At 36.9% G+C, this 15,181-nt stretch carries 16 protein-coding genes; 2 read left to right on the top strand and 14 right to left on the bottom strand.

Features of this window, described 5'->3' with window-relative positions; translation table 11 throughout:
• Nucleotides 1-7: 7 nt before the first annotated feature.
• The 4 genes from V7108_RS08695 to V7108_RS08680 form a co-directional block, all read right to left on the bottom strand.
• The gene (locus V7108_RS08695; RefSeq protein ID WP_335567925.1) at nt 8-1,213 is read right to left on the bottom strand and encodes an acyl-CoA dehydrogenase family protein; all 1,206 of its coding nucleotides are present in this window, start codon (nt 1,211-1,213) and stop codon (nt 8-10) included.
• Nucleotides 1,214-1,233: 20 nt separating this feature from the next.
• A complete protein-coding gene (locus tag V7108_RS08690) occupies nt 1,234-1,821 on the bottom strand; it encodes a TetR/AcrR family transcriptional regulator (protein ID WP_335567924.1) in 588 nt (195 codons plus the stop codon).
• Between the two features lie 440 nt (nt 1,822-2,261).
• Complete coding sequence (locus V7108_RS08685; protein ID WP_335567923.1) at nt 2,262-3,116, bottom strand: peroxiredoxin family protein; 855 nt, start codon at nt 3,114-3,116, stop codon at nt 2,262-2,264.
• A 127-nt stretch (nt 3,117-3,243) separates the two neighbouring features.
• Complete coding sequence (locus V7108_RS08680; RefSeq protein WP_335567922.1) at nt 3,244-3,687, bottom strand: Lrp/AsnC family transcriptional regulator; 444 nt, start codon at nt 3,685-3,687, stop codon at nt 3,244-3,246.
• Between the two features lie 119 nt (nt 3,688-3,806).
• On the opposite strand from V7108_RS08680, the gene V7108_RS08675 reads away from it, so the two are divergent.
• Both V7108_RS08675 and lspA read left to right on the top strand, forming a co-directional pair.
• A complete protein-coding gene (locus V7108_RS08675; protein WP_335567921.1) occupies nt 3,807-4,361 on the top strand; it encodes a cysteine hydrolase family protein in 555 nt (184 codons plus the stop codon).
• Between the two features lie 233 nt (nt 4,362-4,594).
• Entirely contained in the window at nt 4,595-5,032 is a 438-nt protein-coding gene (gene lspA, locus V7108_RS08670; protein WP_335567920.1) for a signal peptidase II, read from the top strand.
• Between the two features lie 107 nt (nt 5,033-5,139).
• Here the strand turns inward: lspA and V7108_RS08665 are convergent, their stop codons facing one another.
• The 10 genes from V7108_RS08665 to V7108_RS08620 form a co-directional block, all read right to left on the bottom strand.
• On the bottom strand, nt 5,140-5,673 hold the full coding sequence (locus V7108_RS08665; protein WP_335567919.1) for a GrpB family protein: 534 nt from the start codon (nt 5,671-5,673) through the stop codon (nt 5,140-5,142).
• 138 nt (nt 5,674-5,811) lie between these two features.
• Nucleotides 5,812-6,534: a 3-ketoacyl-ACP reductase gene (locus V7108_RS08660; RefSeq protein WP_335567918.1), complete on the bottom strand. Its 723-nt coding sequence runs from the start codon at nt 6,532-6,534 to the stop codon at nt 5,812-5,814.
• A 229-nt stretch (nt 6,535-6,763) separates the two neighbouring features.
• The gene (locus V7108_RS08655) at nt 6,764-8,011 is read right to left on the bottom strand and encodes a TerD family protein (RefSeq protein WP_335567917.1); all 1,248 of its coding nucleotides are present in this window, start codon (nt 8,009-8,011) and stop codon (nt 6,764-6,766) included.
• Between the two features lie 396 nt (nt 8,012-8,407).
• Nucleotides 8,408-9,070, bottom strand: coding sequence for a DNA-binding response regulator (locus V7108_RS08650; protein WP_335567916.1), 663 nt, complete (start codon nt 9,068-9,070; stop codon nt 8,408-8,410).
• Between the two features lie 820 nt (nt 9,071-9,890).
• Entirely contained in the window at nt 9,891-10,742 is an 852-nt protein-coding gene (locus V7108_RS08645) for a creatininase family protein (protein ID WP_335567915.1), read from the bottom strand.
• A 45-nt stretch (nt 10,743-10,787) separates the two neighbouring features.
• Nucleotides 10,788-12,152, bottom strand: a complete 1,365-nt coding sequence (locus V7108_RS08640) for an MFS transporter (protein ID WP_335518244.1) — start codon at nt 12,150-12,152, stop codon at nt 10,788-10,790.
• A 215-nt stretch (nt 12,153-12,367) separates the two neighbouring features.
• Nucleotides 12,368-13,120, bottom strand: a complete 753-nt coding sequence (locus V7108_RS08635; RefSeq protein ID WP_335567914.1) for a helix-turn-helix domain-containing protein — start codon at nt 13,118-13,120, stop codon at nt 12,368-12,370.
• Between the two features lie 301 nt (nt 13,121-13,421).
• Nucleotides 13,422-13,958, bottom strand: coding sequence for a CueP family metal-binding protein (locus tag V7108_RS08630; RefSeq protein ID WP_335567913.1), 537 nt, complete (start codon nt 13,956-13,958; stop codon nt 13,422-13,424).
• Between the two features lie 106 nt (nt 13,959-14,064).
• On the bottom strand, nt 14,065-14,238 hold the full coding sequence (locus V7108_RS08625) for an SDR family oxidoreductase (protein WP_335567912.1): 174 nt from the start codon (nt 14,236-14,238) through the stop codon (nt 14,065-14,067).
• On the bottom strand, nt 14,232-14,804 hold the full coding sequence (locus V7108_RS08620) for an SDR family NAD(P)-dependent oxidoreductase (protein WP_335567911.1): 573 nt from the start codon (nt 14,802-14,804) through the stop codon (nt 14,232-14,234). The genes V7108_RS08625 and V7108_RS08620 overlap by 7 nt, the downstream gene beginning before the upstream one ends.
• Nucleotides 14,805-15,181 lie beyond the last annotated feature (377 nt).

Genomic DNA, 15,181 nt, shown 5'->3' with positions numbered 1-15,181 from the left:
AACCCTCCTATAGTTGTTCTTTAATTTCCATTCTAGCAATATCTCTTAAATGGACTTTGTCCGGTCCATCAACAATCCTAAGTGTTCTTGCATTGGCATAATGAGCGGCAAGTGGGAAATCCTCGGAGACACCTGCTCCGCCATATACTTCGATGGCACGATCAATGACTCGAATGGATACTCGCGGCACAGCAACTTTTATCATGGCAATCTCTTTTCTTGCTGCTTTTGCACCCTCTTGATCAATCTTGTTTGCCGCATGTAAGGTAAGAAGTCTTGCCTGCTCAATGTCAATCCGGCTTTCTGCAATTTGTTCCCTTATCGTATCTTTATCAATTAGCTTCGAACGAAACGCCTCCCGGCTATTGGCACGCTTGATCATTAAATCCAGGGCCCGTTCTGCGGCTCCAATTGCACGCATACAATGGTGAATTCGCCCTGGTCCTAAGCGGCCTTGAGCAATTTCAAACCCTCTTCCTTCGCCTAATAACATATTGGAAACTGGTACACGCACATTGTTGTAGTGGACTTCAGCATGTCCGTTTGGTGCATGGTCGTAGCCAAATACCGGTAGATTTCTTTTCACTTCCACTCCAGGTGTATCAAATGGAACAAGAATCATAGACTGCTGTTTGTGACGTTCGGCATTTGGATCACTTTTCCCCATTACGATAGCGATTTTGCATCGTGGATCTAACGCCCCCGTTGACCACCACTTTCTAGCATTTATCACATATTCGTCGCCTTCTCGAACAATGCTGCTTTGAATATTCGTTGCGTCTGAAGATGCCGCATCCGGTTCAGTCATCGAGAAAACGGAACGAATCTTCCCTTCTAACAGCGGCTCAAGCCACTGCTCCTTCTGCGCTTCGGTACCGTATTTGATGAGCACCTCCATATTACCTGTATCAGGGGCATTGCAGTTAAAGATCTCCGGTGCAAGAAGAGAGCGGCCCATAATTTCGCATAGATGGGCATATTCATAGTTTGATAGTCCCTTTCCGTATTCTTCATCCGGTATAAATAAATTCCATAGGCCCTGTGCCTTTGCTTTCTCCTTCAATTCTTCAATCATCGGCGGAATTTCCCACCTGTTTTCTTGGCGGTTCAACTCTTCTTCAAATACCATTTCGTAAGGATATATATGCTCCTCCATGAACTCAATAAGTTGTGTTCGAAGCTTTTTTGTTTGACTAGACACCTCTTTTAACATTGTTTCCCCTTCTTTCTTCCTTAAATTAATATTTTTAAAATATATTTTGTATATAAATCAACCACTTCTTCTTTCTTTAATCGACCTTTTGGGTTATACCATTGTTGCACCCAGTTCATGGCTCCAAGTATGATCATCCTTGCAATCGAAGGTTCCTCTGCTAGGAATTCTCCACTAGCAGACCCTCTTTTGATGATTTGGTTGAATAAATCCTCATATTTCTTTCTAAGCTTTAACACTAGTTCAAGCTGCTCCTCGTTAAAAAAACGTTTTGGCTCCATAATTAGGTTGAACACTTCTTTTTCTTCGATCGCATACTCCATGTGGGTAGCAATCATTTTTTTGAGAATTTCTGTTGCACTGCTGTCCTCGTCATTTAGAATTTCTTCCAAATCCTCTATTGCCTGTGAAAGGACAAAGTTGTGACATTGGTACATTAAATCACTTTTGTTTTTGAAATAATAATAGAGAGACCCTTTGGTCATTAAAAGCTCAGCAGCAATTTCCTCCATGGTCGCGCCGCTGTAGCCTCTTCTATTAACGATTTCAATTGCAGAAGCAAGAATTTGTTCTTTCTTTCGAAGAATTTTCTTTTCAGAAAGTTTCATAGAATCACCGCTTTATTAAAATTTGCAAGCCGTAACAGCTTACAATTATAATTTTAAACCCCTTTTAATTATCTGAATATTTTGTATTGATTATAATTTATCAGCTCCTTTCCTACTTTGCAAGTATTTTTTTGAATATTGTTTAAAATTTAAACGTTGTTTAATTTTTATTCGCAAAAATTTGAAGTAGCTGTAACTACTCCTTTGTTTGATATTCATGAATTCAAAATCTAGAGGTTAGTTTTCTATTACGAGTAGCTGACTCTTAAGATTATCTACCCAAAAGGTCCAACTGCACATTGCAAGAATAAAAATGCCAATAACATATTTATGACTCGGAAATGTTTAAAATAGGTCTTTTGGAATAGCCCCTTTTATGAATAAGGTGAGAATCCCGGCAACAAAATAGTAAAGGATTTTCACCTTCTTTAAACATTTTTTCAATCAACATTTTCTATTAATTGGTTCATCATATCTTTATCCATTGGCCCAACTATTTTCTTCCGAACAATCCCCTGGGAATCGATCAGATAACTTGTTGGAATTGTTATCGCTTGATATTGGGTGCCTATATCTCCATCTTGGTCGAGTAAAACAGGAAAAGTTACATTTTTATCTTTTACGAATTCCTTTACATTTCTCGGATGTTTCTCTGATGTGGTCAAATTGATGGCGAGTATCTCTACTTTGGTTTTGTCACTTGAGACATAAAAATCCTGCATATGAGGTATCTCAGCTTTACAAGGTGGACACCAGGTTGCCCAAAAATTCAAAATGACCTTTTTTCCTCGCAAATCAGACAGTTTAACGTCAGCACCCTCTAACGTCTTTAATTGAAAATCAGGTGCTCTATTTCCTTCCTGGAGACCGATTTCTGCTATTTTTGTGCCGGCTGTATTCACTTTCGGCTTATCATCATTTAAGAAAAGATTTAATAAGAAAGACCCACTCATAACTGCAAAGACAAAAACAAGTGTCGACTGCAGAATCATAAGGTTTGTTATTTTTAATTTTCTGGCTTTAAACAAAAAATAAATTAACGCACCGAGTGCTCCTAAAATTAATCCCTTTGTGCCACCGGTAAAATACAATAAAGACAATGGACTTTCAATAATTAATTTAGGTTCCAGCAGCAGCTGACTGCCTTTCCAAAACAGAAAACCCAAAAAAACACTGTTTAATGCCAAATCAAATAATTGTTTTCCAGCTTCATTTTTATGTGAATGCAGAAGCCATAGTTTTAAAAAAATAAATCCGATCACAATGGCAATACCAAGAACAATCCATTTCATCATTATGGTAAAAGAACCAATTTGGATAACCTCTATTACCCTCTCCCCCTACTTTTAAAAATATTGTTAAAAAGGGCTGTTAGCATTCTTAATTCATAAATGTATTCAAAAATAAAAGAGGCCAAAAATTTCAATCATGTGGAATCAACTGATTATGTTGTTTAATCTTTTGGATGGATAAATTTAAACTATAGTTCCCATGACTGAGAAGTTTATCAAGAAAAAGATTCAATTGTTCTTGGGATTTAACTTTTATTTTTAAATGATAACATCCTTCCCCAGATATTCGGTGAGCTTCGACTACCTCATTTCGATCTTTAATAAAACGAATAAATAAATCATGATTTGCTGTTTTCATATAAATAATTACAAAAGCTGTAAAAGTCAGACCTAATTTCATTTCATCTACTATTAGAGAGTATGCTTTAATTATACCGCTTTCCTCAAGTTTTTTTATACGATTCCCTACTGCTTGTCCCGTCATATGAATTTGTTCACCTAAGTCTTTCCATTGAATACGTGAATTTTCAGATAGTAACCGAAGAATCTGAAAATCAATGTTATCAAGTTCCATTATAAATTCCTTTCACCATGAAAGTGTTTGATATAAAAGTGTTTCAGCAAAGCGTCGATTAAATTCAAAATATTGTTTATCATTTTATTATACAAAATTATATTATGAGGTGGTAACAAATGAGTACAGCTTTAATTATTGTTGATATTCAGAATGACTATTTTCCAAATGGAAAGATGGAATTAAGCAACCCTGAAAAAGCAGCCGCTAATGCTGCTAAGGTTCTTGAATGGTTTAGACAGAATAACAAAGACAATATTTTTCATGTCCAGCATATCGCAAGTGACCCAGGGTTAGGCTTCTTTCTTCCAAATACAGAGGGGGTTAAACTAAATGAAAGTGTTTTCCCATTAGGAAACGAATGTATTATCATAAAACATGCGCCTAACAGCTTTTTCAAAACCGAACTAGAAAGCAAATTAAGAGAAAAAAGAGTAACCAAGCTAGTGATTGTTGGTATGATGACGCATATGTGCATTGATGCTACAGTTAGAGGTGCAGTGGAGCTAGGCTTTGAAACTACACTTATTGAAGATGCATGTGCGACAAGGGACTTATCATATAAAGACAGTAAAGTGCCTGCTGAACAGGTTCATTATGCGTTTGTTGGTGCACTTAACGGTATGTATGCCAATGTAATTTCAACCGAGGATTTTCTTCAGCAGAACGACTAAATACTACAAAAGGGAGTTTGTCTAACCAACAATCTCCCTTTTTTGCTGTTGTTTTTAAAATCTCCTTATTTAACAAACCTGCATAATTTAGTTTAAGAGCAATAATCCAAATTGTTGAAATTTACAATCGCGTTTACCTATATGAACAAAAGCTTAATAATAGGAAAGAAAAAATCTTTCCATTATACTGAGGATTGGAATGCAAATAATACTGCTAGAAAGAAGGTCTGTATATGCTTTTTTATCTATTTGCTATTCTCGTTCTTATGATGGACCAGATTTCTAAATATCTAATTCGTATCTGCATTGATATAAATGAAACATTTACATTGTGGGGCATAACACTCACTCATATTGAGAATAGCGGGATGGCAGGTGGTTATTTTCCAGGCTATGCACGGCTCTTTGGGGTTGCAGCTGTAGTGTTCGTGATTGTAGTTTTCTATATTCGTAGAAACGAAGAAATGAAAGGAGCACTCATCGATAGTAGTTTTGGATTTCTAGTCGGAGGAGCAATTGGGAATGGCATTGACCGGCTTTTGTTTGGGCAAGTGACAGATTTTATCCCTCGCTCAGGTGGAATTCTTAACATAGCCGACCATGCTATAGAGATCGGGTTGGTACTGCTTATTATTTATGGAGTGGTTAGCTGGTGGAAAGAAAAGCGCTAGATACTCTAAATCAGAAATGAGTAAGGCCCCCTGTATCAGTAGGGCATTACCTATATTAGGAACCCAACTTTTACTGAATTTCCCTTCTGTTTAACAATTGTACTCGTCTAGTCAACAGAATCAATTTGATTTTGATTAAACCAATTCAGTGCTGAAACTTCTACTTCCTGAGCAAATCGGTCCTTACCATTAATGTAGGAGTCAATATCATATGGATATTGTTTTGCCAATTTCTCTTTTAACTCACCATAGTTCTTCATTACATCTGGATGGCTTCGTAAGTAATCTCGAAAGGCTAAGTGCCGTTTTATTTCATCACTTCCAACCTGATAAATATGTACGTGGTGTGTACGATTGTCTCCACCTTTTTTAAAGTATCTTCGTCCGGGAATTCCATTCTCCCCTTTTGGTTCATAACCAATTTTCTTCATCTCTTCGTTGTATTGATCAACGACATCAATGTCTCTTACGACAGGCATCAAGTCTATAATCGGCTTGGCTTTTAATCCTAGAACAGCTGTACTGCCAAAGTGATAAATGTCTACAATTTCTGTTCCAAAAATGAGATTCAGTTTTTCCGCTTCTTCCGCAAACATTACACACCAATTTTCATTGTATGAACACACTTCGACCTTTCTCATACCATCTTCTCCCCTTTTTTCTTATAGAATCTAAATTGATTAGAAATAAACCGCCACTCTTGGCTACTTCATAAATAGACGACAAGCACCACCCATATTCGGATGGTGCTGTCGTCTTTTTATCTTAAACAATATGGATTAGAATGGATTCGTAGCCAATACACTAGCTGTTTTTATGTAGATTCTTTGATTTAATTTCAATTGAGAAACGATCAGTTCCGCAATATCTTCTGGCTGCATGTATTTCTCATCGTTTTCAGGGATTAATTTCAAATCAAGTGCCATGTCTGTTGCGACTGTACTTGGAGTTAAAGCCGTTACCCGGATATTATTTCGACGAACCTCTTGGGCTAATGATTCCGTTAATCCTATGACACCAAATTTAGAAGCACTATAAGCACTTGAAGTCGCAGCCCCATTCAAGCCATTGGTGGAGGAAATATTGATCACGTCGCCACTATTTTTTTCAATTAATTGAGGAAGCACGGTACGTGTTACGTAATAGGTACCCATTAAATTTACGTCAATAATCCTTTTCCATTCTGCTGGATCCATGTCTAAAAGAGAAGCAAATTTGCTCGTTCCCGCACTGTTAATCAAAATATCAGCTTTGCCTAATTGGGTTGTTATTTTTTCAATCGCCTGTTGGACTTGCTCAAAGTTTGAAACATCCACTGCTGCGTAAGCCACTTTCACTCCTAGTCCTTCCACTTCGCTTGCTACTTGTTTTAAATTTGATTCAGTTGTTGCAAGTAAACCAAGGTTAACTCCTTCATTCGCAAGTGCGATAGCAGTTGCTTTTCCAATGCCTCTCCCTGCACCTGTAATAAAAGCTACCTTACCTGTTAAAGATTGTACCAAAACAAACAGCTCCTTCTTGTTTATACTCAATTACCAATCCACTCTATTATATTATTTTAAAATATTTTTCTCTAATTTCTTTCATTTATTTGTGTAAATAGGAAAGACTGTCTTCTTATAAAAAGTGACAGCCTTCTTCCTTTAAGTTTTAATGTTTCAACTATTTTTTTCCTATTTGGGAGCTATGTACTAAGGTAGTAATCCTTATTCGATTATAGGTAAAACCTTTCTACTTATAATCATTTACCGGTCCTTCATCCATTAAAACTTCTACCATATTTGAAGACCCCATCCTAAGTTTAGGTCTACGCTCTGAGTTCGGTTTGCTATAAAGCTCCAATGGACTGATAATAACTCCTTCTTGAGTATTATGAAGGATCCCGGGCACACAGGAATAAATGGTATCATTATTATTTGCATTCTTTGCGAATATAGTAACCGAAGTTCCCTGATTATTATCTATACTCATGGACACTTTATATCTGTAGAATGAGCCTGTTCCATTTGACTGAGCAGAATAAACCACAGGAACAACTGCGAGAATATCATCATTTAACCTTAATTTGATTACTTCTGTCTTCGTTGATTGATTATTTCTCCTAACATCCCCCATATGTTCGACTGCCCCGTTGCCAAAACTCCTGAGGGGAGGTGTTTTTTTCGCCCCAAACATAGCTACATCTATCTGCTTCCCATTCTTTGTATAGACTAAAGCATATATATCATAATCTGTCCCAGTCTCCCAAGATACCGTAGCCGTAATTTCTGGTGTTTTTTCAATGATTACTGGTTTTTGACCTTTGTTTAGACTTACCTTACCCGTTACCTTTTCAAGGCTTATCGTTGACGATGTGGTTTGTTTATTTTTATTTTCAGGAACAGATAGAGTCTTATCAGGTGCTTTTGGGATTTGTTTTTGAATCAATTGAGGTTCAGCAGGCTTGGTTTGCTCATCAGATTCAACCTCAACACCGTAATTTTTACATAGTCCCTCAAGCCCAGAATCAAATCCACGCCAGATTGATTTTGCCTTTACCTGACCATTCCTTAGGTATAATTCCAATACTACAATTCCATTTTCATTGGTGAAACTGGATGGAATTAGCTGGATACTATCATGATCAGTATATATCTCTGCCTTTAAATTTTTTACATTTGAAAATCCAGTGTTATTATCTTCTGTAAGTGTTATCGCTATTTTCGTAATACCAACAGGAACTTTACTCATGTCAAAATTTAGTTTATGTACTTTTGTATTACCAACTTGCTCCGAAGGGATAAGGGTAGCTACACCAGAAGAGCTCGTTGGCTGATTATAAAATATGATTCCGTTATCTCCTTGTACCATATCTGAATCCGTTAAAAGAAAAGCTGTTAATGAAATATCTATTGAATTAGATATTTCATAGCTAACCGTAACATTACCTTTTGGAGAACGTAATGCTGTATTTGCTCCCATTTGAAGAATTTGATTCATTTATTCCACTCCCTACATCAATATCCACTTATCATATAACAATTATCTATTAATCAGCACAAAATCGGCTTATAGCCCTTTGTATTTATCTATCAATCAAGGATAATATACCCAAAACTTATCAGTAAAACCCGTTTCGCGATGGTTTTCATTTCACTTCATTTAAATAGAAGTTCTATCCTTAATTAAGTAACCAGCGAAAATAAAATAAGCGGAGACTTTCCGGTTAGAGGAAGAATGGGGCTCGTTTCGGGGTATATAAGGGGAGATTTTCCGGTTATGCAAATCAAAACCTCACATTTTCACGGTTTTCGAGTAAATAGGCGGAATCTCTCCGTCTATTTAAGCCTTTTTTAATAAAAAAAACTAATTAAGCGAAATTTCTCCGTCTATTTATCAGAGCGGGCGCTTAACCTGATCCCCCAATCGATAGGTGCGGACCCTCTTGGTCCCCGATGCGGGAATCAGCATCTTTTTATCGACTAATTCAGAAAGTACTTTTTTTACCGTCTTGTCACTTAACTTCAAATACTTCTCGACTTCTATTGGGGATATGGCTTCCCCTTTTCGAATTGCCAGCCGAAGCACTTCCTTTTCTAAAAAGGACAGAGATGTTTGGTCCAGTTCATCACCCAGGCATCGGCCAATCACTTGCTGAACGATTTGTTGGCATCGACGAGGCTTCTCATTCACTTGGTCAAAAGAAAAGCGAATCACTGTCCATCCGTCAATCACCAACTGGTTTTGACGTTCCAGGCTGTCGGAAAATTGCCATCTGCTTATGTTCTTAAGGTGAGGGCCATATCCGTCAACCTCAAGGCAAATCCGGATGGCGGGACGAATATAAGCAAAATCCAAATACCTTTTACCATCCTTGAAATCATCGACTTCATATTCTGGATGAAGATATCGAAACTGGGAAAATAAAGGCCACCACACTTGCTTCAAAAACAACTTTTCAGCCTCGTTGTGGCCTTCTTGTAAGCGCCGCAACCGTTCACCAGTTCTTGCCTGCATGTGAGCATTCATAAAAGCTTGGTATTCTTCTTCAAATCCCATATCATCCCTCCACTGAGTCCAATATTGTTTACGGAATATTTCTCTATTGATTTGGTGTAGTAAAACCTCATAAAAAAAAGATGCACTTCATGAGTTTTGTAAATAATCATTCATTTGAACTTCAGACAGATTCTTAAAATTAATAAGTGTTAAGGCGAGTGAAAAAAAAGTGGTTTAATGTGGCTACAATTGAAGAATGTAGAACATTTGCGGAGTCGCTAATATAAAAAAGAATATTTAGAGAAGAATTTGTGGATAGAACTATTTTTAGTTTAATAGAATTCCTAAATTTGTCAATCTATTTCCTTATATTTCGACAATACCGTCTTATCAGTTCTATTTCCGGTAAGAAAACTTAAGCCTTCCCACCCTTAAGAAGAGGAAATTGGATAAAATCCCATTTATCCATTGGATTATTTAGATAATAAAAAGAATGCTAAAATCAAAGCACCCTTTTTGTTAAATAACCCGTTACTTCTATTTTAATAGGAGTCCTTTAATAAGCGGAGATTTTTCGGTTAGATGCAGAATGCAACTCGTTTCGAAGGTATATAAGCGGAGGTTTTCCGATTATGCAAAGCGAAATCCCCCATTTTCACGTTTTTCGAGTCAATAGGCGGAATCTCTCCGTCTAATTAGGCTATTTTCAATGCTATTTACTAATTAAGAGAAATTTTTCCGTCTATGTGGATCCTTAAAATTTAATGAGAATATCACGTTAAGAAGACTTATGATGTTCTAGCCTCCCCAACATTAAGGGGAGGCATTTGGCTAAAGTCGTGCGACTCCCATATGGTTCGCACAACCTTTTATTTGCTTCTTACGCTTTTTCGCCTGGCAAGTATGCCCCGTATCTAGGAAGAATTGTTTCCTTCGTGTATACATCCGCTAGACGAAGTGTTTCAACGATCGCCGGCATATCCAATGCCTGTACAAGTTCATTAATCGCTTGAACACCCCTATCAGCAAATTCTTCTCTTTCTTCCTGTGTTGTCAAAAGTGGTGTAGCCATATGATCGGATGGTTCGTTAAAGTAAGAACCTACTGCACCGGATTGATAAGCATATTGTCCTAATAAATTCCCAGGATTCTTCCCCATCCCTGTTAACATATGCTGCACATCATACGTAACTGAATGGGATTCAGGTACATTCAATGGAACGTCTTCTAATCTGCCTAAAACTTTATATGCACCAATGGTCATGTCATGAAATAAATTCATCAGTTTGAAATTGGCAGCCTCTGCAGCTTTTAATACGTCCATATAAAGGATTGGTACTTTTGTTTCATCAAAGAAATCACGAACCATACCGCTGACTGTCATATGGGCCGGACCATGACTAGTAATATAGATTTGTCGTCTAAAACCTTGATTTAGTAATGACTTTGCAATTTTATCCAAATAAGCCATGCCGTCTTTAATGCTCATTTGAACCGTTCCCCGGCCAACAATCGTTCCTCCTGGGAAGAAATAAGGCAAGTTGTGCAAAACAAGCCCATCTGATTCTTCCGCCATTTTTAAAGCAATCGCTTCCGCTAAAACAGTTTCAGAATCGAGCGGCAAAGCTCCGTGAGTTTCCGTTACTCCAACTGGAACAAATATTATATCGTTCCGATTTAAATACTCTTCGACTTCCCCATTTGTTAGTTTTGAAAGGAATCTAGTACGCAATTTATATCTCTCCTTGCTTTTCTTTTTTAAGGAATCGCCTAACTATTAAGACGCTCTTCTTTCTTTTAATACAGCATACATTTCATTTGTTCTCTTTGAATTTAGGTTAAAAATTAGTCCTACACCAATTAGGATAAGAATAAATGCAACAACTGGCATACCTGTGTACATTTTTAAAATACCTTCAGCCACTTCTTGTGGTTGTGATTTTGCACCAGATACAAATCCAACCCAGCCTAAAGAGTAACTTCCAATCGCTGCTCCTAATCCCATTCCTACTTTACGAGCGAAGGAATAGAGGGAATAAAGGGTTCCTTCAATTTTCTTTCCGGTTTTGTACTCTGTATAATCGATACAGTCTGTAACCAAAGCCCAAACCAGGATAACGAACACGGATGAACCGATTGTTGCGATATTGTATAATGCTGCAAATACATATACATTTTCAAACGTAATAAGTGTCATTAAAGCGGATGCTGCTAAACTGAATGCTGATGTAGCAAGAATTAAGTTACGTTTATTGAATTTTGCTACTAGTTTTGGAATAACAACGAATAACGCAAGGATAATTCCCATGCTGATGAATGAGTTGATGGCAAAGGCACTAGGCATGTTATAATACTCTGCAAATACATAAGCAGCTAAAGTAGCAACACCAGAAATAATTAAGGTAGAACCAAGAGTTGCAACCATCATACCGATTAATGGTCTGTTGGAAAATGCCTCTTTAAATGCATCCTTAAAATCGTAATCAGGCTTAGCTCCAGCAGGTTTTTCGTCACGGATTCGTTCAGTTGTTAATTTTACAAGCCCTGTATAAGATAATAATGATAAAATACTGAATACAATAGCGATATAGAAGAATGCCTCTGGAACGATATTTCCAGCCTTATCATAAATAAACATAGGAACAAAAGATAAGAATCCAACACCAACAATCATACCGCCGATTGAACGGGCACGAGATAACTTTGTACGTTCAACAGGGTCATTTGTGATAACAGATGCTAATGAACCATACGGAATGGCATCAGCCGTATAAGCAACACAAAAGAATAAATAAGCAGCTACTACCCAAATATGAGTCGCGGTAGATCCCCAACTAGAGATATCAGCGAAAGCAATTAAACAGGCTGCTGCTAGTATCCATTTCGAAAAGCTAATCCAAGGCAAGAACTTGTCTCCGCTTTTTCCTATTCTATATCGGTCAGTAATCGTCCCCATAATACCAGTAACAATGGCATCGAATACTTTACCAACTAAAAACATCGTCCCCATAAAGTAAGGGCTTACACCCAATACATAGGTACAAAACACAATAAAGAAAGACCCAATATACAAGTTAACGAAACTTCCACCAACATCGCCCAGCATATACCCAACTTGGTCTTTTACTCCAAACTTTTTCATGATCAACTCTCCCCTTTTTAACCGTTTACATTTTAGTAAAAAAATTGTTTCGGTTTCTATCTGTAAGCGCTTCAGCTAATACTTGATTATTAGTATACATCTGATAGTAAAAACACTTTTGCACTACAATTGCATGTTTTTATAGTATAATTGCACGAATGTTAGCAAAAAAAATAGGTGCATGATTTTTCATGCACCACTACATATAGATATGGTTATTTCTTAGTCTTCTTTTTATACTCTACAGGAGTGATTCCCTCTTCCTCTTTGAAAAGTTTAGAAAAATACTGGGGATTGCTAAACCCAACCATAATGGCAATTTCCGTCATCGAAAGATTGGAGAAAAGGATCAGTTGTTTTGCTTCTTTTATTCTTCTTAGATTTCGATAATGACTAATGGTCATTCCTTTTTCTTTCTTAAAGGCACGCATTAAATGGGATGGGTGAACATGTAATTTCCCTGCCATTTCTTCCATCGAAAGGTCCTCCGAAAAATTCATTTCTATATAGTTTTCTGCTTTCTCTACAATTGATACGTTATCACTTTTAGATTTTCGGATGGTTGGGTCGGAATACTCTGTTATCATATTTGAATGAATCATATCTAGTTCAGCTAAGGTTTCGGCGTGCTCAATCATGATGGCATATTTTTCCGATATAAAGTGGCATTGCCATGCACTTAACCTTCCCTTTTCGGCAACATAACTATAAAGTGTATTGTGTGATAAAAGAATATTTTTATAGGAGCGGAGTTTATTATTGGGGACTCTGTTAAGAATGTTTAATTGTTCATCGCTAAATTTTAGGGTGCCTTCCTTTTCATATTGAGCTATCAAATCCCGATCACTCGTTTGGATTCCATAGAGTAATTTTTCCCTCAGCTTATGGACAGTTTCCATGTATTCGGGCGTAGGTCCATTTCGCTTTATATTTGAACTTGGAGTATCTGATTGTCGATGTTCCTTCATTTAAGTCCCTGCCTTATACATTTTTACATAAGATTTTATCATATTATATTTTTCTTAGCGACTCCTTACATTGGATTCCATGAGCTGCACCTAGTATCTATGATTCGTCAAAATGAGGAAGCTCTTTCCGAGAGATTTTTAATTTTAGGATGGTATAACAAAATTTCCCCATCATGTCATTCTTGTTATGCCTTGGATAAGACATAAGAAAAACTGCCCATGAAAGGCAGTTTCCATTTTTCTTTATACTCTTTTCGTACACATAGTTGTTGTTTAAAAATCGTATTAAACTATTCATTCACTACATAAACTGCATAGTTGTAATGCAGGTTGCATCATTTTCAAAAGTAGAGATCTCGGATTCTACCTTTTTTCCGTCGTGCTCTATCTTTATCTCATACGTTTTATCACGCGGCAGCCACAAATCGATAAATCCATTCGCTTGCGATGTTACCTTTTCGTCGACTACCACATTACCTTCATTGTCTTCAATGTATAAATCAAACTCTTTATTTACCAGTTCACCTTGACAACCTGTCAAGCTATGATTGGTTCAAGGATGTGTTTCATGGATGTAAGGAGCAATGGATACAAAAAATTCATCTTCAGGCAAGTCATAGGCGGTCTCTTTGCCTCCACTATTGGTCACAATAAGCTGCTGAGATGTAATCGAAGCATTTTTGCTTTTTATGTTACCGGCACTGTAATCACTTACCAATCCCTTAATATCATTTGTTTCATTTTCTTTTAACGGACTTCCTTCATTTTTACTACTTCCACTGCAAGCACCCAGTACAATCGCTGCCAATAAGATAACCATAATGATTTTTAATTTCATGTACTATTCACCTCTTTTCTCTTACAATCTCAGCATATCATTTCTATACTTTACAAGCATCCCATACTTGTAATAGACTAACACTTCGCAATTAATTTATTGATGTTTATAATGCAGCAGAGCCACCATCGATTGAAATGACAGCACCATGAATATAGGATGCTTCATCGCTGAGAAGAAATGCTACTACATTTCCTACTTCATGAGGTTGTCCTAATCTGCCCATCGGTACCGCTTCTGCCATTGCTTTAATAGCTTCTGCAGGGAATGCTTTTACCATGGCGTTTCATTCGTGCCTGGAGCAATTGCATTGATACGAATTTGATCTCTTCCATATTCACCAGCTATGGTTTTTGTTAGTCCGATGACAGCATGTTTTGTCGCTGAATAAGCTCCTAAGGTAGGCATCCCGACTAAACCGCCAAGAGAAGCAGTATTGACAATAGACCCGCCCCCAGTCTTTAACATCTCATTGACTACATATTTCAAACCGTAGAAAACGCCTTTTAAATTCACATCAACAATGGCATTGAATTCTTCTTCGGAACATTCCAAAGTTCGAACTCCCGAACCAGAAATTCCTGCATTGTTAAAAAATAAATCAATTTTTCCAAAATGTTCAACTGTTTCGGCTACATATTTTTTTACATCTTCTACTTTACTCACATCTGCTTGAATAAAAATAGCGTCACTGCCTAATTTTTTACAAAGCTGTACTGTCTCTTCACCGTTTTCTTTAGACAAATCTACTACTGAGATATTTACTCCTTTTTGAGAAAGCTTTATTGCAGTTTCTCTTCCGAATCCACTGCCTCCACCGGTAATAATCGCTGTTTTTCCCTGCATTTGAATCACTCCATCATAGTTTATTTGTTAAATTCATGATAAATCCAGTACAAGATCCTTCTCATGTGAAATAATGAGCAATCGGTACATTTATTGTATCACTTTGCAATATTCATGGAAAATTACATGTGTCAAATTCTCAACTTATTTATGAAATAATAGTTTGGTTCTGCCCAACATGAAAATTTACCAAGATGATTGAGTTAGTGTAACAACACTATAAACTTTTTTAGTGTGAACCATTAAGTCGGAACATATATGCAGACCTCTCATGCTTAGTTTACGTGACGCCCTAAAAACATATAAACAATCATCAAGAAAAATGGGTGAAGTAAGCCCCCCCAATTTCAATTCCTACTATTAAATAAACACCCACG

This window comes from Neobacillus vireti (assembly GCF_036962345.1).
Taxonomy (GTDB): Bacteria; Bacillota; Bacilli; order Bacillales; family Cytobacillaceae; genus Neobacillus; species Neobacillus vireti_A.
The sequence above is the reverse complement of the archived record's forward strand: the minus strand, read 5'-3'. Positions and strand labels throughout refer to the sequence as shown.